The organism is Streptomyces sp. NPDC002676 (genome assembly GCF_053592455.1).
In genome coordinates this window covers 395613-413605 of record NZ_JBSFVT010000004.1, presented here as the reverse complement: position 1 = coordinate 413605, position 17993 = coordinate 395613, and the positions used below count along the sequence as shown (strand labels likewise).

The following is a 17993-nucleotide window of genomic DNA, read 5'->3' as shown; positions in this document are numbered from 1 at the left end:
GAGTCCGTCAGTCGGCGTAGTCCTTCAGCTTCTCCGTCTCCAGTGTGATGCCCACCGGGGGCGGCAGTTCGACGGTAGCGCCCCACGGGTAGGACGGGGACTGCTGGTAGCGGCCGTCCTTGAGTTCGTTGTGCACGACGAGAGTGTCGTTGTCCCGGTCGATCAGGAGGTAGATGGGGATACCGGCTTCGGCGTAACCACGGACCTGGTCGATGCGGTCGCGTCGGTCGGTGTCACGATTCCTCGACGGACATCTGCGGGCGCTGGGCGGTGCTGGGGGTCGTGGCGTCGCCTCCTCCTCTCCCTCGTGCCCCGGGGCGGTGCCGGGTGTCCTTTCTTGGCGCCCTTGGAAGATCGCAGCACGCATCTCGGCCGCGTAGGCATGGACCGCAGACGCCGACAGGGGCGCATGGGGGTGTGAAGGGGGCGACGGGGGCGACGGGGGCGCGCCTGGCACGCCTGGCACAACCCGCCCGGCAACGCCTCCGGCCGCCCCGGCACACCGCACTTTGCGCACTCCAGGAGGCGCAGGGGACGAGGAACCGGCGGCCCGGGTACGGGTGGTGGGGCGGGCGGGAGCTTGTCGGTCAGGCGTCGGCGGACCAAGGCGGCCGGGTGGTGTACCGGGGAGGGCAGCCCGGCGGTGAGCGCCCGGACCACGTCCTCACCGCCGGCGCCCCGCGCGAACCACTCCATCACCAGCGGGGCGAGGGCCGCGCAGTCCGCGTCGGAGAGGGACAGGGCCGGGGCCGTACGACCGAGGGCGGCGAGGAGGACGTGGGCGCGGGAACGGGTCTGGCGGGGCCGGGAACTCTCCGGCGGCGGCTCCTCCTGCACGGCACCACGGGCGAAGTCTCCCCACCAGTCATCGTCGCGGCTCGGTGCGGGTGAACCACGATCGGGTGATCCAGCGGACGCCGTCGGTGCCGACCAGCCGCTCCCGCCCGCGCCGCAAGTGCCCTGCCCGCTGTAACCGGTCGAGGGCGGTACGCAGGGCGCACTGCCCGTACGGCAGGACGTTGGCCGGCGTCTTTACGGAGATGCCGGCACCGTCGGGAAGACGGTCGAGGTAGGCGGCGATGGCGGCTTCGCGGGGTGAGAGGTGGACGAAGTCGTGGTTGGTGCGGGGCGGTTGGCCGGGGGCGGACCGCTGCATATGCCGCAGGGTGGGAGGGCGGGTTGAGGCCCCTCCACCCATTCCTTGAAAAGGGCGCTCGAAGCGCGAGGCTCGGGGCTTGAGCTTCGGGGCCGGCGTTGGTGAAGTGACCGTTGGGCCGCCCGCTTCTTGGCCAGTGTCGTGCTTCCGCGAGGCGCGTAAAGGGCGCTCCCGTTCCGCTGCGCTCCACTCCCGCGTCGCCTTCGGCGATGGCCCTTCGGGCCACCCTTGACACGCCTCGCTCCAGCACGGGTGAGAAGCGAGCGGGCGGCCGGGGGAGCAGTGGGTGCCTGGCGGGGTTGGGCCCCTCTGCCTGTTGTCCAGGCGCTGTTGGTTGCGGGAGGCGCGGGCGGCGGGGTGGGGGCACGCCGGGTGGGTTTGGCGGCTCGCGGGCAGTGGGTGATGGGTGCGGCGGCGGCCGGTCGGGGGCGGAGCTGGGTCAGCGACCTCGTGCGTCACAGGGGCCTCACCCGCCCCCGCCCAGGCAGCAAGAGGCAGTAATTGGTGGATTTGGGCCAGGGGATTGCGGAAAGGGTCGCAGGTCAGAGGCCTGCCACAGGCTGAAAGGATGGAACAGATCCACCAATTCATGGCCCATTCCTTCCAATCGTCACCCGGTCGGTGACGGGGAGGACGGGAGAGGCGGGGTGCACCCGCTACCCGCAGGCCGCTGAACCGGCCCGGAGCGCCCCCCGCCCCGCTCTTGCGCCCCCAGCCAACGGTGCCTGGGCAACTTGCCGATGGGCCCCACGCCGGTCAGGACCACTGTCCTTCCGGGCCGCTCGCTCGCTTCTTCCCCGTGCTGGAGCGAGGCGTGTCAAGGGTGGCCCGAAGGGCCATCGGCGTAGCCGACGCGGGAGTGGAGCGCAGCGGAACGGGAGCGCCCTTTACTCGCCTCGCGGAAGCACGACACTGGCCAAGAAGCGAGTGGCCCAACGGTCACTTGAGAGAAGAGGTGGGGGCAGCCCAGGCGGCCTAGCTGAAGTGCAATGGACGGACGTGCTGCGGGCGCTGCCGGTCGGGGAGGAGCTGCGGGCCAGGGTCCGGAAGGTGAACCGGGAGAGCCGTAGCGGCTGAGGGTGGGATCGCGCTTCAGTGGCCGTGCTGGATCAGGCTTCCCGCGCCGCAGGCAGGGGCGGGGGCCGCCAGGGGCAGCGGGGACACGGTCTTGAGCGCGGGGATTACGGCGAGGCTGTTGACGCACCGCGCGGTGTCCTTGGTGGTCCAGTGGTCGTCGGCGTGCGCGGGGGCGGCCAGGGTGGCGGCGGAGGCGGTGAGGGCGGCGGTGGTCAGGAGCTTCTTCATCATGTCCGGGGAAACGACTGGTCAGGGTCGCCCGTCACGCTGAGGCCGCTGTATGGGGGCGCCGCGGAAGGCCAAAGGCGTATGTCGCCAGGAAGCCCACGATGTAACCGGTCGCCAGGCCGCCGGCGTAGATCGCTGCCGCCGGGCCCGGGCCTCTGTTACCCGCCAACAGCGGAAACAGGGCCCAGCCGGACGGGCCGATCGCCGTCGCCCCCACCTTGGTGCCCAGCATCGCGAAGAAGCCGATGAACGCGCCGCCCGCCGCCCCGCCCGCGCAGGCCGTCAGGAAGGGTCGGCCCAGGGGGAGGGAGACGCCGTAGATCAGGGGCTCGCCCACGCCGAGCAGGCCCGCCGGGAGCGCTGACCTGATCGTCGTACGCAACGACGTGTCGTGGCGCAGGCGGACGTACACCGCCAGTGCCGCGCCCACCTGGCCCGCGCCCGCCATGGCCAGCAGCGGGAGCAGGACGGTGTAGCCCTGCTGCTCGATGAGGGTGGTGTGGATGGGGATCAGGGCCTGGTGGAGGCCCAGCATGACCAGGGGGAGGAAGATGCCGCCCAGCAGCAGACCGGCCATCGCTCCGGTCGTCGTCAGGAGCCAGTTCGCCGCCGTGCCGATCGCCGTCGCCACCGTACCGGCCGCGTACATCAGGCCGTACAGCGTGATCAGGCCGGAGACCAGGACGGTCAGGGTGGGGGTCAGCAGGACATCCAGGGCACCCGGCACTCTCCCCCGGCACCACTTCTCCACCCGCGTCGCCAGCAGCGCCGCCGCCAGCGCGCCGAGCACACCGCCCTGCCCGGGGGCCAGGTGCACCCCGAACGCCGTCACCTTCGCCACCCCCGGATACACGACCACCGCCGCCACCGCCCCGCCCAGCACGGGCGTGCCGCCGAACTCCTTCGCCGTGTTGTGGCCGACGAACACCGCGATCAGCGCCATGAAGGCGGAGGAGATCGTGGCCAGTGCCGGAGTCAGGCCGGGCAGCCAACCGGCATTCAGGAGGAGGCCGTTGAGGCCTGCGAGGATGCCGCAGCCGATCAGCGCCGGGATGAGTGGCACGAAGACCGAGGCGATACGGCGCAGGGCCGTCTTGAAGGGGGTGGCGTTGCGCCGGCGGAGGCTCTCCTTCAACTGCGCGCCAGTAACGGCTGGTTGTTGCGCCACCAGCCCCTCCACCAGCCCCTCCACCTCCGCCGTCACCTCCGCCGTCACTTCCGCCACCACCCCCGGCCCCAGCACGATCTGGCACGACCCCCCGTCCGCCACCACCACCCCCAGCACTCCGGGCAGCGCCCGCAGCCCCTCCGCGTTCACCGGCCCGGGGTCGGCGAGGGTCAGGCGGAGTCGGGTCATGCAGTGGGTGACGGAGGTGACGTTCGCCGGGCCGCCGACGTGGGCGAGCACGGCCTGGGCGAGGGAGGTGGAAGCGTTGCGCACGTCCCGAGCGTGCGGGTCAGTGCGGCGCGATCGCCAGCGCGGCGCGCAGATGGCCGTCGGACTCCTCCAGAAGGCGGGTGGCCGTCGGGCCGTCCACGTCGGCGAGGATCGTCAGGATGGCGTTCTTCACCTCGCCGCCGGACTCGGTGAGCGCCTTCTCGATCTCCTCGTCGCTCGCGCCGGTGGCCAGCGAGACGATGCGGCGTGAGCGGGCCCGGAGCTTGGCGTTCGAGGCGCGCACGTCGACCATCAGGTTCCCGTACGTCTTGCCGAGCCGGATCATCGTGATCGTCGACAGCATGTTCAGGACGAGTTTCTGTGCCGTACCGGCCTTCAGGCGGGTCGAGCCGGTGAGCAGCTCGGGGCCGACGACGACTTCGATTCCGTGCTCGGCCGCCGCCGCGAGCGCGCTGCCCTCGTTGCAGGCCAGGCCGATGGTCAGGGCGCCCAGGGCGCGGGCGTGCTGTACGGCGCCGATGGCGTACGGGGTGCGGCCGGAGGCCGAGATGCCGACAACGCTGTCATCGGGGGTGAGCTTCAGCGCGTCGAGGTCCCTGCGGGCCAGTTCGGGGGAGTCCTCGGCGCCCTCGACCGAGCTGACCATGGCGTCGGGGCCGCCCGCGATGAGGCCGACGACCTGGGTGGGGGCGGTGTTGAAGGTGGGCGGGCACTCGGAGGCGTCGAGGATGCCGAGGCGGCCGGCGGTGCCCGCACCGGCGTAGATGAGGCGTCCGCCGCGTGCCATGCGGGCGGCCAGGGCGTCGATGGCGGCGGCGATCTGGGGGAGACGGGCGGCGACGGCGGCGGGTACGCCCGTGTCCTCGCCGTTCATGAGGCGGGCGAGGTCGAGGGTGGGCAGGCGGTCGATCTCGGCGAGTTCGGGCCGGAAGGCTTCGGTGGTCAGGGAAGCCAGCTCGGTGCGCAGGTCGTGCGAGGTCATGGGGGGGCGGCTCTTTCTGATTCGCGTGCTGTCACTCACCTGGGATGTGTGCGATGCCGGTGCGCCAGCGCCTCGTACGACGCGGCCAGCGCCGGCGCCGCCGTCTCGTACGTCCGCTGTGCCACGCCCACGAACAGGCAGTCCACGACGAGCAGTTGGCTGGTCCGCGAGGACATCGCGGCGGGGCGCAGCTCGGTCTCCCGGGAGGTGGAGGTGGTCAGCACATGGTCGGCGTACTGCGTGACCGGCGAGTCCGGGCGGCCGGTGATCGCCACCGTCGTCGCCCCGTGCTCGAAGGCGACCCGCAGCGGCTCGATGGCGTCTCCCGTCGAGCCGGAGTGGGTGATGGCTATCGCCACGTCGCCCGCCCGCAGCTGCACCGCGTTGGTCACGGCGAGATGCGGATCGCTGTGCGCGTGGGCTATGAGCCCTATCCGCAGCAGCTTCTGCGTGAGGTCCTGGGCGACCAGCCCGGACGCCCCGATGCCGTACACGTCGGTCCGCCGGGCGCCGGCCAGCGCGGTGACGGCCGCGCCGAGCTGGGCGGTGTCGAGTCCGGCGGCCGTGTCGGCGAGGGTCTGCTGCTCCTCGTAGGCCAGCTTGGCGACGACGTCGGCGACCGGGTCGTCCACGGCGATGTCCGTGGTGATGGCGGGCGCGCGGCCGGACTGCTGCTGCGCGGCCAGGCCCGCGAGGGCGAGGCGCAGGTCGCGATAGCCCGGGTAACCGAGCAGGCGGGCGGTGCGTACGACCGTGGCCTCGCTGGTGCCGGTGCGTTCGGCCAGGCCGGTGACCGTGAGGGCGGCGCAGCCCGCGGGGTCGCTCGCGACGGCCTCGGCCACGCGGTGCATGGACCGGGTCATGGACGGGGCGAGGGTGCGCACCTTGGCGGCGAGGGAGCCGCCCGGACTGCCGAAAGTTTCCTTCAGGTCCTGGGTCACATGTGAAAGATATTTTCGTTTCGATGGGGCGGTCAAGAGTGCGCACAATGGGACCATGGAGCCTGTGAGCGACCCCATCAGCCCCCTTGAACAGGCCTTGCACGCGGCGCGCGCCCTGGTGCTGGCCGATCTGGTCGCGCGCGAGGTCGCGGAGGCGGACGTGGTGTCGCTGGTCGAGGACTCCGTCACGCAGCGGCGCTGGTGGGTCGAGCAGTGGCCGGACGGCGCACCCTTCCTGGCCGGGCTGGTCGCGCAGGACGTGCAGGACGCGCTGCTGGAGCGGTACGGCCGCTGGCCGCTGTGCCCGGTGTGCGGCGCGGGCGACCCGCACGCGCTGGACGTGGAGCCGGAGCTGGGACCCGACCCGCACTGGGTGTGCCACAAGGCGGGTGTACGGGTGGCGGCGGTGGGCGCGTTGGGCCGGGCCACGGGCGGGACGACGTCCTCGTGAGGCGCCGTCCGTGACGATCTACATCGACCCCCCGAGCTGGCCTGGGCACGGCCGGATGTGGTCGCACCTGATCAGCGACGTCTCGTACGAGGAACTGCAGCGGTTCGCCGACGAGTTGGGCCTGCCCCGGCGCGCCTTCGAACGCGACCACTACGACATCCCCTCCCACCGGTACACGGACGCCGTACGGGCCGGTGCGGTGCAGGTCAGCAGCCGCCAGGTGGTGCGGCTGCTGCACGCCTCCGGCCTGCGCCGGCGCAAGGGACTGGCTCAGCGGCCCAGCTCGTAGACGTACCCGTCCTCGCTCTCGCCGGCCTTCCGCCAGCCCGCCCGGGTGACGACCGCCTGGGACGGGAGGTTGTCCGGCTCGATCGTCGCGCACAGGGTGTGGACGTCGTCCCTGGCGAGCGCCCACTCCGACAGCGCGCGCAGCGCCTCCGTGGCGTAGCCGTTGCCGCGGGCGGCCTCGGCGAGGTCGTAGCCGATCTCCACGCGGCCGTGCTCGTCCGGGACGCCGTGGAAACCCATGCCGCCGACCGCGCGGCCGTCCTTGCGGCGGACGAGGGCGAACACGCCGAACTCGGGGCGGTGCGTGCCCGCTTCGTACGCCTTGAGCATGAAGCCCGAGGCGTCCCGCGTGCCCTCGAACGGGCCGCCGTCGATCCACTCGAAACCGCCGTCGCCGCCCAGGCGCAGATCGCGGGCGGCGGCCGGGCGGACGCCGGTCAGGGTGAGGCGCTCGGCGGGGATGACCACGTTGTTGCGCCAGCGCCAGTCGGTGACCGGGGCACGGCCCGGCAGTTCGCCGCGGCCGGTCGTCCACAGCAGGGTCGGCCAGGGCTCGGAGCCGGGCTGGACGTGCGGGAAGATGCAGGCCAGGACGGACGCGACGAGTTCCGCGGGGGGCTCGTAGGAGAGGCCGAGACCCTGGGCGATGTCGTGCGTGTGCAGCAGCACCTCGGCGATGCCCATCGCCGCGAAGCCCTCGCGGTCGGCGCTGCGGAACGGGTACGGGTGGAAGGCGCGCACGCCGGGCGGGGTCGTGCGGACGGTGGTGGCGAGCAGGACGCCGGTCGTCTCGATCACGTGCAGCAGGCCGGCGTTGTCGGCGCCGTCCTCGAGGGTGATCTCGAAGGGGACGTAGGCGTCCTGGGCACGGCCCGCCAACTGCCCCGCGTAGGCGATGAGATCACTCGCGATGTGCTCGGCCGTCTCCCGGCAACTCCACTCCAGCCGCCCGGCCTTCACGCCCGCCCAGTCCCGCTCCACCGCAGGCCGCAGCGCCGCCAAACAGCTCGCCACGGCCTCGTCCACATGGTCCCCGCTCAATGCATGCATGGGCCGCAGGGTATGGGGGCGGGGGTGGTCGGGGCGACAGTATTTCCAGCTCGGGCAGGTGGGCAGGGGGCGCCTCAGGCCGACAGCAGGTCCAGCTCGGAGGTGAGGTTGTAGCGGGCCGTCGCCTCCCAGTGTTCCTGGCCGTACGGGGTGTGGAACAGGTGGGGCAGGTCGAGGAGTTGGCGGAGGATCGCCGAACGGCCCTCGCGGAAGGCGTCGTTCGGGACGAAGTGGTACTCCTCGCGGACCTCGATGGTGTAGACGGCGTACGCCGTCGGGGGCGAGGCCAGGATCGCCAGATCCGCGTCGCACAGGACCTGGCCGTTGCGGTCGTCGGCGGCGGGGGCGTGGGTGACCGTGAGGCGGACCAGGCGGGCCACCTCCGCCGTCTTCGCCTCGGGGACGCCGGCCTCCGGCAGGGCGCGTTCGGCCAGCCGCGCCGAGCGCTCCTCGTTCTCGGAGCGGTCGGGGAGGTAGACCGCGTCGTGGAACCAGGCGGCCAGACGTACGGCGTCCGGGTCGGCCGCGTGCTTCTCCAGGGTGTCGATGTGGTCGAGGACCGCGGTCAGGTGGGTCAGCGTGTGGTACCGGCGCTGCGGCTCCTGCCAGCGGGTGAGCAGGTTGTCGGCGTAGGGGGCGGGGTCGGGGCCGTCGCCGGGGGCGCGGGCGGCTTCCAGGGCGCGGGCGAAGCGGGTGCGCAGGGCGTCGAGGTCGAGGGCTGCCATGGGGTCCATTCTTTTCCGGCGGACGGCGGGACGCGCAGTGATCCACGTGCTTGGCGTGGCCCCATGACCGACGTGGCGAAGGAGCACCTGCCGCTGCACGCCGATCGGGAGGAGGCGGACGAGCCGCTGCGGTTCGGTGTCGCCCCGGCTGAACGGCCCTGGTGAAGCGCCCCAGGTTTGCGGTGCCCCGTACAGGCGTAGTCTTGGATTGGACTAGACCTCTAGCCGCCGATCGATGCCGACGAATGGGGTGCCATGAGCAAGCGTGCAGTCCTGGAGGTGATCGCCCTCGACGTCGAGGACGCGGTCGCGGCCCAGGCCGGAGGCGCGGACCGCCTGGAGCTGGTCACCGACATGGCGGCCGACGGGCTCACCCCGTCGCCCGCCACGGTCGCCGGGATCCGTGCCGCCGTCGACATCGACCTGCGCGTGATGCTGCGGCTGGCGGACGGGTTCGCGGCCGGTGACGTGGACCGGCTGGTCGCCGTGGCGGGCGAGCTGCGGGCCGCCGGGGGCGACCAGTTCGTGCTCGGGTACCTCGACGCCGGCGGCGGGGTGGACCTGGCCGCCGTGGAGCGGGTCGTCGGCGCGCTGGGCGGCTGCCCGTGGACCTTCCACCGGGCGATCGACCGGGCCGCCGACCGGGACGCCCTGCGCAAGCAGCTCGCCGACCTGCCCGGCCTCGACACCTACCTCACGGCGGGCGCCGCCACGGGTGTGGACGACGGCCTGCCGACGCTGGCCGCGGAGGCACGGCGGCGCGGGGAGCCCGGGTACGAGCAGACCATCCTGGTCGGCGGAGGCCTCCGTCTCGACCACGTCTCCCGGCTCAGGGAGTACGGCATCACGGCCTTCCACATCGGCGGCGCGGCGCGCCCCGAGGGGTGGGAGGGGCCGGTCTCGGCGGAGGCCGTCGCCCGGTGGCGGGCGGTGCTGGACACCCCGTGACCTCCTAGCGGCCCCCTGGCCTCCTGGCGGCGGTCCACGGGTTCTAGTTCCCGGCCAGCAGGCCGATGATCATGAGTATCGGTATGGACAGGACCGCGAGGCCCACGAGACTCAGCGGGATCAGGGCCACGATTCCGGCCGGCCGCCGGAAGACCGGCTTGCCGGGGTCCAGCGGCGGTCGCCAACCGGGTGCCATGGGGGCGGGGATGCGCCGGATGCCGGACAGGGCTGCGAGGTTGATCAGCAGGACGATGGGCGTGATGAACGCCGACATCGGACCCCACCAGCCCATCAGCATGGTGTCGGTCTGCATCTCACGGAACGAGGCCAGCGCGCAGGTGTGGCAGAACGTCCCCCGGCGCCGCAGGGACCGCATGATCACGATCATTCCCTGGTGACCGCGGATCGTCACCTGCGCCGCGGGCGCCGCCCCGCACACCTCGCAGCCCGGCCCGCCCGCCGGCATCCCGGCACCGTACTGCTGCGGCCAGGCCGACGCGGGTGCGGGCGCAGGCGCGACGGCCGCGTACGGCCCGGCGGGCTGCTGGTACGGCCCCGGGGCCTGCGGATAGCCCCCCTGGGGCTGCTGGTACGGGCCCGGAGCCGGCGGGGTCTGCTGATACGGCCCTGGAGTCTGCTGGTACCCGGGGTACTGCGGCGGTGGCGTGCTCAACTGAGGCCTTTCCAAGGGAACTTCTCAGAACGGCACGCACCTTACTAGGTGAGGTCAAGAGAGTTGCGAGGGCAAAGGTGCCGAGTGCGTCACGATCAGCCCCGACACCGCTCGGGTCAGCGCAACGTACAGGCGGCGCAGGCCCGTTCGCTCGTCCGGCTCGCCGTCGACCACCGCCTGCGGCTCGTCCAGGACCACGTAGTCGTACTCCAGACCCTTGGCGAGCGAGGCCGGGACCAGGGTCAGGCGGGTCTCGCTCGTCGTCTCCTCACCGGGGGCCAGGAAGCCGATCCCGGCCGTCGTCAGCGCCTCGGCGAGTACCGGGATCCGGGCGTCGGCGGCGATCAGGCCGGTCGAGCCCTCGTTGCGCAGCAACTCCTCGCAGGCGGCGATGGTTTCGGCCGTCTCCGTGGCCGTACGGACCTCGAAGAAGCCGGGGTTCTCACGGACGGAGGCCACCGGGGTGAGGCCGGGCGCGATGTGCGGGAGGAGGCGGGAGGCGTACGTGATCACGTCCGTCGGAACGCGGAAACCCGCCGTCAGCTCCTCGATGACCCCCTCCTGCTTGCCGAGGTGGGCGAGCGCCTCGTCCCAGCTGCGGGTCGCCCAGGGGGTGGTGCCCTGCGCCAGGTCGCCCAGGACGGTCGCGCTGCCGGTGGTGCAGCGGCGGCCGACGGCCCGGTACTGCATGGGGGAGAGGTCCTGCGCCTCGTCCAGGACCACATGGCCGAGTGAGTGCGTGCGCTGGATCAGGTCGGCGGCCTCGTCGATCAACACCGCGTCCGCCGAAGACCACTTGGCCGACTTCACGCTGCGCACCGGCTTCGACCAAAGGATCGTCTTGCGCTCGTCCTCGCTGAGGATCCCCTCGGCGTGCTCGGCGAGGAAGTCGGCGTCGGTGAGCAGGCGCAGCACGAGCTTCGCCGGGTCGACGGCCGGCCAGACCAGCTTCACGGCCGCCTTCACCGCGCTGTTGCGGGCCACCGCGTCCTGCACCCGGTCGTCCGGGGCCTCTCCGGCCCGCTCCATCTGGACCAGGACCGCGTGCGCGATGCGCTGCGGAAGAGCCTCGCGGGCGGCGCCGTAGCGGATGTCGCGGTCCAGCAGCTCCCGGACGATGCCCTCGAGTTCGTACGCCGGGACCCGCCAGCGGCGCGAGCCGCGCACGACGACGATCGGCTCGGTGGGCAGGGTCACGTGGGAGTACAGGGCCCGGCGCAGCACCTCCGCCATCCGGGCGTCGCCCTTGACGACGGCGGCTGCCGCCTCGTCCGTGCCGCGCACCTCCACATGGGCGACCAGGTCGTCCACGGTGGCCTGCTGCACGGTCAACTCGCCGAGCGCCGGGAGGACTTGCTCGATGTAGTGCAGGAAGGACCGGTTCGGTCCGATGACCAGGGTGCCGGTGCGGGCGAGCCGTTCCCGGTGGGCGTAGAGGAGGTAGGCGACGCGGTGCAGGCCGACGGCGGTCTTCCCGGTCCCCGGTCCTCCCTGCACGCACACGGTTCCGCCCAGCCCGCTGCGGACGATCTCGTCCTGCTCGGGCTGGATGGTGGCGACGATGTCGCGCATCGGGCCGACGCGCGGGCGCTCGATCTCCTGCTGGAGCAGCTTGCTGGTGGTGGCCCCCCCGGCGGAGCCGGAAAATGTCACTGCGGCCGGGTCGGACAGGGCCTCGTCCTCGTAGGCGGTGAGGTTGCCCCCGGTGTAGCCGAAGCGGCGCCGCAGTGCGACGTCCATCGGGTCCTTCTTGGACGCCCGGTAGAACGGCTGGGAGACCGGGGCGCGCCAGTCGATGACCATGGGGTCGCCGTCACCGTCGTGCACATGCCGCCGCCCGATGTAGAACTGCTCGCCCTCGGCCCCTTCGGCCTGCTCGGCCCCCGGCGCGTGGAGGTAGTCGAGCCGGCCGAAGAACAGCGGGGTGTCGCTGAGGTCGGCCAGCGCCTTGATGCGGTCCTCGATCTGCCGGGAGAGCACCGCGGCGTTGACCCAGTTCGCGGTGACGTCGCTGATGTCCAGCGACTCCACGTCCTCGCGCATGGCGCGCAGGGCGGCCCGGGAGGCGGCGAGGTGGGAGCGCTCTCGGGCGAGGGGGCCGTCGGCGGTCGTGGGCAGGGGCGTGGACAAGGGGGTGCCTCCGGTGGGCGTGCTCCTGGGTACGGCAACTACGTCGGTGCCGTCCGGTTTCCGGCCGGGCGGCGGCACTCCGTGGGGGAGGCGGGCAAGAGCGGAGATTTTAGACGGGGAGGAGGGGCGGGGGCGAATGGTTTTCTGTCCCCTAGGGGGCGAGGGCCTCCTTTTGTAAGGGGCGGGGTCCACCCCGAGATCTACGCGGAGGCCTCCGGGATTGGCCTCACAGACCGATGCGGCTGAGGGGCCCGGCGATCCACCATGGAGACATGAGCGCAGCAACCATCCATCCAGCCGGTGTCCGACCTCCGGCCGGTGCCACGGCCGTGGACGGCCCCCACCACCACTTCCTGGGCAACGCCCTGCGCGCCGTCAAGGTGTTCGCGGAGGCCGCGTTCGGCGTCGTGATCCTCGGCGAGTACGGCGAGGAAGCGGGCATACACCGCAAGTAACGGCATAGGGTCACCTCCGTGCGGAAACGGACGGTGGCGCCCTCCCTTCTCCTGACCCCTTCTCTCCTCCTTCTGACCCTCTCCCTCTGCTCCTTCGCCGCCCTGTGCGTCCTGCAGCGGGCCCCTATGGCCGACCTGCTGGTCTACCGGGCCGAGGGCGCCGCCGCGGCCCACGGCGGCGACCTGTACGGCTTCACCGTCACCCCGTGGCGGCTCCCGGCGACCTACCCGCCCTTCGCGGCGGCTCTGTTCGTCCCGGCGGCCTGGCTCCCCGTGCCGGCCCTGAAGGCCGTGTTCCTGGCGGGCAACACGCTTGTGCTGGCCGCCCTCGTCACCCTCTCCGCCCGCCTGGCGGGCCGCCCCCTGTCCCTGCCCGCGCTGTGCACGGCGACCGCCGTCTGTGTCTGGACCGAGCCCGTCTTCCAGACGCTGCTGTTCGGTCAGATCAACCTCGTCATCGTCTGCCTGGTCCTGTGGGACCTCACCCGATCCCCGGGCGCCCGGGGCAAGGGCGTGGCCCTGGGCCTGGCCACCGGGATCAAGCTCACCCCGGGCCTCTTCATCCCCTACCTCTTGCTCACCGGCCACAGAAAGGAGGCAGTGACAGCCACGGCGGCCTTCACCGGCACGGTCCTGCTCGGGCGCCTGCTGCTCCCGGCGGCGAGTGCGGACTTCTGGACCCGCCGCCTCTACGACACCGGCCGCGTGGGCAAGGCCTGGGTCGTCGACAACCAGTCCCTGCAGGGCCTGATCGCCAGGGCGCTGCACGACCCCGTCCCGGGCCCGGCCTGGGCGCTCCCGGCGGCGGCCGTCGGCGCGGCGGGGCTGTGGCTGGCGGCACGGGCGCGCGAGGACCGGCACGGAATCCTGCTGACCGCGTTCACGGGCCTGCTGATCTCACCGATCAGCTGGTCCCACCACTGGGTGTGGTGCGTACCGCTCCTCGCGGTGCTCCTGGCCGAGGGCCGCGTCCGCCTCGCGGCCCTCACGGCGGTGGCCTTCACCGCCCGCACCCTGTGGCTGCTCCCCCACGAGGGCGAGCGCGACCTCCACTTCCCGTGGTGGCAACAGCCGTTGGCCTCGCCGTACCCCTTCCTGGGGCTGGCGCTGCTGGCGGGCGCGGCGGTGCTCTGGCCGAGGACCGCTCAGGCCGTGCCCTCCGTCAGCAGCTCGTCCGCGTCCACGATCCGGTAGGCGTAGCCCTGCTCGGCCAGGAAGCGCTGGCGGTGGGCGGCGAAGTCCTGGTCGATGGTGTCGCGGGCGACGACCGAGTAGAAGTGGGCCTGGTGGCCGTCGGCCTTGGGGCGCAGGACGCGGCCGAGGCGCTGGGCCTCCTCCTGGCGGGAGCCGAAGGTGCCGGAGACCTGGATGGCGACCGTGGCCTCGGGCAGGTCGATGGAGAAGTTCGCGACCTTGGAGACGACGAGGACGCTGATCTCGCCTTCCCGGAAGGCGTCGAAGAGCTTCTCGCGCTGGGCGTTGGAGGTCTCGCCCTTGATGACGGGCGCGTTCAAGTGCTCGCCCAGCTCGTCGAGTTGGTCGATGTACTGGCCGATGACGAGGATCTGCTGGCCGGCGAAGCGGCGGACGATCGCCTCCGTGACCTTCCGCTTGGTGTCCGTCGTCGCGCAGTAGCGGTACTTCTCCTCCGTCTCGGCGGTGGCGTACGCGAGCCGCTCGGAGTCGGTGAGGTTGACCCGGACCTCGACGCAGTCGGCGGGCGCGATGTAGCCCTGGGCCTCGATCTCCTTCCAGGGCGCGTCGAACCGCTTCGGGCCGATCAGCGAGAACACGTCCGACTCGCGGCCGTCCTCGCGGACCAGCGTCGCGGTCAGGCCGAGGCGGCGGCGCGCCTGGAGGTCGGCCGTGAACTTGAAGACGGGCGCGGGAAGGAGGTGCACCTCGTCGTAGACGATCAGGCCCCAGTCGCGGGAGTCGAAGAGTTCGAGGTGGGGGTAGATCCCCTTCCGCTTCGTGGTCAGCACCTGGTAGGTGGCGATGGTGACCGGGCGGATCTCCTTCTTCGTGCCGCTGTACTCGCCGATCTCGTCCTCGGTCAGCGTCGTCCGCTTCACCAGCTCGTGCTTCCACTGCCGGGCGGAGACGGTGTTGGTGACGAGGATCAGGGTGGTCGACTTGGCCTGCGCCATGGAACCGGCGCCGACCAGCGTCTTTCCGGCGCCGCAGGGCAGGACGACGACCCCGCTGCCGCCGTGCCAGAAGTTCTCCACGGCCTGCTTCTGGTACGGCCGCAGCGCCCAGCCGTCCTCGCGCAGCTCGATGGGGTGCGCCTCGCCGTTCACGTATCCGGCGAGGTCCTCGGCCGGCCAGCCCAGCTTCAGCAGCACCTGCTTGATCTGGCCGCGCTCGGAGGGGTGCACGACGACGGTGTCCTGGTCGATCCGCGCCCCGACCAGCGGAGCGATCCGCTTGGACTTCAGCACCTCCTCCAGCACGGGCCGGTCCGTGGTGACGAGGACGAGACCGTGCGCGGGGTGCTTGGAGAGGGTGAGGCGGCCGTAGCGGTCCATGGTGTCGGCGATGTCGACCAGCAGCGCGTGCGGCACCGGATAGCGGCTGTACTGCACCAGCGCGTCCACGACCTGCTCGGCGTCGTGCCCGGCCGCGCGCGCGTTCCACAGCCCGAGCGGGGTGACCCGGTAGGTGTGGATGTGCTCGGGCGCCCGCTCCAGCTCGGCGAAGGGCGCGATGGCCCGACGGCAGTCATCGGCCCGCTCATGGTCGACTTCCAGGAGCAGGGTCTTGTCGGACTGGACGATCAGCGGACCATTCACGCGCAGCACACCCTTCCACTACAGCCAAACGTCCAGTGTGCCTCAAATACGGACGATCAAGCGTGGTCGCGGAGGATCGGGCTCAGTCCTGCGCCAGCTCCGCCACGCCCGTCACCCGGTGCAGCGGATAGGTGCGCACCTCGTCCGCCGTGTGGTCGTACGCCGTCACGAAGCCGCCTTCCACCCGGATCGGGGCGATCACGCGCTGGCTCGCTGCGCCCTCGGCGTTGACGTAGCCGATCCACAGGGAGTCGCCGGTCAGGACGGCGGCCTGCATGGTGGCCAGGGTCTCGGCGGAGGAGGTGCGGGGCAGCTCGCCGTGCGCCGTCGCGACCGGGTCCCCGGCGGGCTTGCGTGGGGCGGTGGCGGCCAGGTCCCCGGCCCGGATCGCGCGGATCGCCGCCGACAGCAGCGTGGCGTCGGGCGGCGGCGGCCCGTCCGGCACCGGCTCGGGAGCCGTACGCGGCGGGGTGCGGTGGGCGTGGGCGCGGGCGACGAGGACGTCGCCCTCGGCGGACTCGGCGGCGGGCGCGTAGCCCATGGCGCGCAGGCCCGCCAGCAGCGAGGCCGGGTCCGACTGCGCGGCCAGCACGGTCGGGGCCAGCCGGCGCAGCCGCAGCGCGGCGGCCCGACGGTCGGCGAGGATCTCGTTGAGCACGGCGTCGTCGTCGCAGCGCACATACGCCGAGGCCGCGCCCACCCGCAGATGCCCGTGCTTGCGCGCCACGTCGTCGATCAGATACGCGAGCGGCTGCGGGACCGGGGTACGGGAGTGCTGGGAGAGGAAGGCGTGCAGGTCGGCGGCGGCCTGCCCGGCGTCCAGCGCGCGCCGCACCGAGCCCGGGGTGAACCGGTACACGGTCGCCCCGCCCTTGGACTCGACGTCCGCGAGGACCCCGAGCATGTCGGCGAGCGGACGCTGGAGCGGGCCGGGGGCCACCGCCGTCAGGTCCGCCTGGAGCAGGACGTGGTCCAGCGGCTCGGGCAGCAGGGGCGCGAGCAGCCGGGCCGCGGCGGCGGTCGCGACGGACTGCTCGGCGGGGGAGAGGGGGGCGAAGGGCGCGAGCGGCGCGGGATGGTGGTGGTGCCGGACGGGCAGCTTGTCCCCGGGTCCGGCCGGCTCCGCTGCCCCCTCGGCCGGTGCTGGTGCCGGTGCGGGCGCCCCGAGCAGCGCGCGGCCGTGCGCCGCCAGCGCACCCCGCCCGGTCACGCCCAGCAGCTCCGCCTCCGTCAGGGCCCAGCGGGCGAGCCGGGAGCGCAGGTCGTCCTCGCCCTGCGGCCCGCGCAGGGGCCGTTCCCAGCGCAGCCGGGCCAGCACGGACTCGGCGGTGGGGGCCGCGCCTTCCGGGAGCCCGGCGAGCAGGGCCAGCACCCGGTGCCGTACCTCGGGCGCGGCGGAGCGGTCGAGGCCCGGGCCCAGCGCCGACAACGTACGGTCCTTCGCGTCCCGCCCGCCGACCAGCCCCGGTGTCCGGGTGGCCGCCAGCCAGGCCTCGGCCAGCCGGGCCCAGCGCTCGGCGGGAGGCTGCTCCAGCCACTCGTCGTAGGCGGGGGTGGCGGCGTACCGCTCGTCGGCCTCGCCGTCGGGGGCGAGCAGACCGGCCGCGTAGGCCAGCTCCACCCAGAACGCGGCGACCGGCTCGGGCACGTCGAGGGCGACGGCGGTCCGCTTCAGGTCGCGCACGCTCAGGCCCCCGGCCCGCAGCACGGCGGGGCCGCCCTCGTCCCAGTCCTTCAGCAGCTCCTCGACGGTGGCCACCGCCATGGACGCCTGCCCGGCCGCCGTGGCGTCCACCATGCGCGGGGCGTGCGCCGCGGCCGGTTCGACAGCGGGGGGCGCCGGCTCGGTCTCCCGGTGCGCGCGGCCCTCGCGCAGGTGCAGGGCGACCTCGCGGGGCAGGACGACCGTGCCGGGCGTGGTCGGCAGCAGCAGGCCACGGTCGAGCAGCCAGCGCAGATGAGCGGCCGGGTCCGGGGTGACCTGCCCGTACGGCGGCCCCCACACCAGCCGGGCCAGCACCTCGCGGGAGGCTTCCGGCGCGTCGGCGAGCAGCGCGCTCATCCGCTTGCGGTCCGTGAACAGGGCGGTGAGCGCGGCCAGGGCGGAGACCGAGTCGTGGGTCGAGGGCAGCCCGGCCGTCGCGATGATCTCCTGGATGCGCCCCGGCGACATGCCCGAGCCCGCCTCCTGCACGGTCGGCCCGAGGCCGGTCGGGGAGGGGTGCTGCGGGGACGGCGCGAGCAGCTCCAGGGCGGTCCGCACCAGCCGCAGCCGCTCGTCGTCGCCCCACACCAGGGCCTGCTCGCGCAGCGCCGCGAGCGTACGGGGCAGCGCGGCGGTGACTGCCGGGTCGCCCGCGTCGCCGGCCAGCAGTCCGAGCAGGGTGTCGTACGACGCCGGGTCCGGGGCCACGGCCAGCGCCTCCGCCGTCTGCAACGCGAACCGGTCCAGGCGCTCCAGGGCGCGCAGCACCGAGGCGCGGGTGCCGGCGCGGGTGGCCAGCTGGGTGAGGTCGGTCGGGACGGGCGTGATGAGGTCCGGTCGGCTGCGCAGCAGCGCGGCCAGGGAGGCGTCGTCCCTGGCGCGGAGCGCTTCCGCGAGGGAACGAGGGGCTGGGCGGGCCTCGGGGCTCATCCGACAAACGGTAGCGGACAAGCCGGTCCGTCCGGCGTTTGAGGACGGGGCATGCAGAAG

Annotated in this window: 17 protein-coding genes; 5 read left to right on the top strand and 12 right to left on the bottom strand. The window is 73.0% G+C overall.

All coding sequences use genetic code 11. The features are described 5' to 3' along the window. Positions 1-7: 7 nt before the first annotated feature. The 6 genes from ACWD3E_RS15180 to ACWD3E_RS15155 all read right to left on the bottom strand — a co-directional run bounded on the left by ACWD3E_RS15180 (position 8) and on the right by ACWD3E_RS15155 (position 5783). Entirely contained in the window at positions 8-367 is a 360-nt protein-coding gene (locus ACWD3E_RS15180) for a Uma2 family endonuclease (RefSeq protein ID WP_451387994.1), read from the bottom strand. A 498-nt stretch (positions 368-865) separates the two neighbouring features. Beyond that, complete coding sequence (locus tag ACWD3E_RS15175) at positions 866-1156, bottom strand: hypothetical protein (protein WP_451387993.1); 291 nt, start codon at positions 1154-1156, stop codon at positions 866-868. A 1092-nt stretch (positions 1157-2248) separates the two neighbouring features. Then, positions 2249-2464, bottom strand: coding sequence for a hypothetical protein (locus tag ACWD3E_RS15170; protein WP_451387992.1), 216 nt, complete (start codon positions 2462-2464; stop codon positions 2249-2251). Positions 2465-2495: 31 nt separating this feature from the next. Beyond that, positions 2496-3902: a PTS transporter subunit EIIC gene (locus ACWD3E_RS15165; RefSeq protein WP_451387991.1), complete on the bottom strand. Its 1407-nt coding sequence runs from the start codon at positions 3900-3902 to the stop codon at positions 2496-2498. A gap of 16 nt (positions 3903-3918) precedes the next feature. Beyond that, on the bottom strand, positions 3919-4842 hold the full coding sequence (gene murQ / locus ACWD3E_RS15160) for an N-acetylmuramic acid 6-phosphate etherase (protein WP_451387990.1): 924 nt from the start codon (positions 4840-4842) through the stop codon (positions 3919-3921). Positions 4843-4877: 35 nt separating this feature from the next. After that, the gene (locus tag ACWD3E_RS15155; RefSeq protein ID WP_451387989.1) at positions 4878-5783 is read right to left on the bottom strand and encodes a MurR/RpiR family transcriptional regulator; all 906 of its coding nucleotides are present in this window, start codon (positions 5781-5783) and stop codon (positions 4878-4880) included. Between the two features lie 55 nt (positions 5784-5838). Here ACWD3E_RS15155 and ACWD3E_RS15150 point away from each other — a divergent pair, with 55 nt between their 5' ends. Together ACWD3E_RS15150 and ACWD3E_RS15145 are read left to right on the top strand one after the other, a co-directional pair. Next, positions 5839-6234, top strand: coding sequence for a hypothetical protein (locus ACWD3E_RS15150; RefSeq protein WP_451387988.1), 396 nt, complete (start codon positions 5839-5841; stop codon positions 6232-6234). Between the two features lie 10 nt (positions 6235-6244). Beyond that, the gene (locus tag ACWD3E_RS15145) at positions 6245-6523 is read left to right on the top strand and encodes a DUF4031 domain-containing protein (protein ID WP_451387987.1); all 279 of its coding nucleotides are present in this window, start codon (positions 6245-6247) and stop codon (positions 6521-6523) included. On the opposite strand, the gene ACWD3E_RS15140 is transcribed toward ACWD3E_RS15145, so the two are convergent. Beyond that, a complete protein-coding gene (locus ACWD3E_RS15140) occupies positions 6505-7572 on the bottom strand; it encodes a GNAT family N-acetyltransferase (RefSeq protein ID WP_451387986.1) in 1068 nt (355 codons plus the stop codon). The two genes, ACWD3E_RS15145 and ACWD3E_RS15140, sit on opposite strands and share 19 nt — an antisense overlap. Before the next feature lie 74 nt (positions 7573-7646). Further along, positions 7647-8297 (bottom strand): HD domain-containing protein, encoded by a 651-nt coding sequence (locus tag ACWD3E_RS15135; protein ID WP_451387985.1) that lies wholly within the window; start codon positions 8295-8297, stop codon positions 7647-7649. A gap of 255 nt (positions 8298-8552) precedes the next feature. Between ACWD3E_RS15135 and ACWD3E_RS15130 the strand changes: the two genes are divergently transcribed. Continuing rightward, positions 8553-9245: a copper homeostasis protein CutC gene (locus ACWD3E_RS15130; RefSeq protein WP_451387984.1), complete on the top strand. Its 693-nt coding sequence runs from the start codon at positions 8553-8555 to the stop codon at positions 9243-9245. Positions 9246-9288: 43 nt separating this feature from the next. Here the strand turns inward: ACWD3E_RS15130 and ACWD3E_RS15125 are convergent, their stop codons facing one another. Together ACWD3E_RS15125 and ACWD3E_RS15120 are read right to left on the bottom strand one after the other, a co-directional pair. Beyond that, complete coding sequence (locus tag ACWD3E_RS15125) at positions 9289-9918, bottom strand: LppU/SCO3897 family protein (protein ID WP_451387983.1); 630 nt, start codon at positions 9916-9918, stop codon at positions 9289-9291. A 54-nt stretch (positions 9919-9972) separates the two neighbouring features. Continuing rightward, the gene (locus ACWD3E_RS15120; protein WP_451388154.1) at positions 9973-11961 is read right to left on the bottom strand and encodes a HelD family protein; all 1989 of its coding nucleotides are present in this window, start codon (positions 11959-11961) and stop codon (positions 9973-9975) included. A gap of 359 nt (positions 11962-12320) precedes the next feature. On the opposite strand from ACWD3E_RS15120, the gene ACWD3E_RS15115 reads away from it, so the two are divergent. Together ACWD3E_RS15115 and ACWD3E_RS15110 are read left to right on the top strand one after the other, a co-directional pair. Then, positions 12321-12503: a hypothetical protein gene (locus ACWD3E_RS15115; RefSeq protein ID WP_451387982.1), complete on the top strand. Its 183-nt coding sequence runs from the start codon at positions 12321-12323 to the stop codon at positions 12501-12503. A 126-nt stretch (positions 12504-12629) separates the two neighbouring features. Beyond that, complete coding sequence (locus tag ACWD3E_RS15110; RefSeq protein ID WP_451388153.1) at positions 12630-13697, top strand: glycosyltransferase 87 family protein; 1068 nt, start codon at positions 12630-12632, stop codon at positions 13695-13697. Here the strand turns inward: ACWD3E_RS15110 and ACWD3E_RS15105 are convergent. Together ACWD3E_RS15105 and ACWD3E_RS15100 are read right to left on the bottom strand one after the other, a co-directional pair. Continuing rightward, positions 13649-15298, bottom strand: coding sequence for a DNA repair helicase XPB (locus ACWD3E_RS15105; protein ID WP_451387981.1), 1650 nt, complete (start codon positions 15296-15298; stop codon positions 13649-13651). The two genes, ACWD3E_RS15110 and ACWD3E_RS15105, sit on opposite strands and share 49 nt — an antisense overlap. Positions 15299-15380: 82 nt before the next feature. Next, the gene (locus ACWD3E_RS15100) at positions 15381-17933 is read right to left on the bottom strand and encodes a helicase-associated domain-containing protein (protein ID WP_451387980.1); all 2553 of its coding nucleotides are present in this window, start codon (positions 17931-17933) and stop codon (positions 15381-15383) included. Positions 17934-17993: the final 60 nt, after the last annotated feature.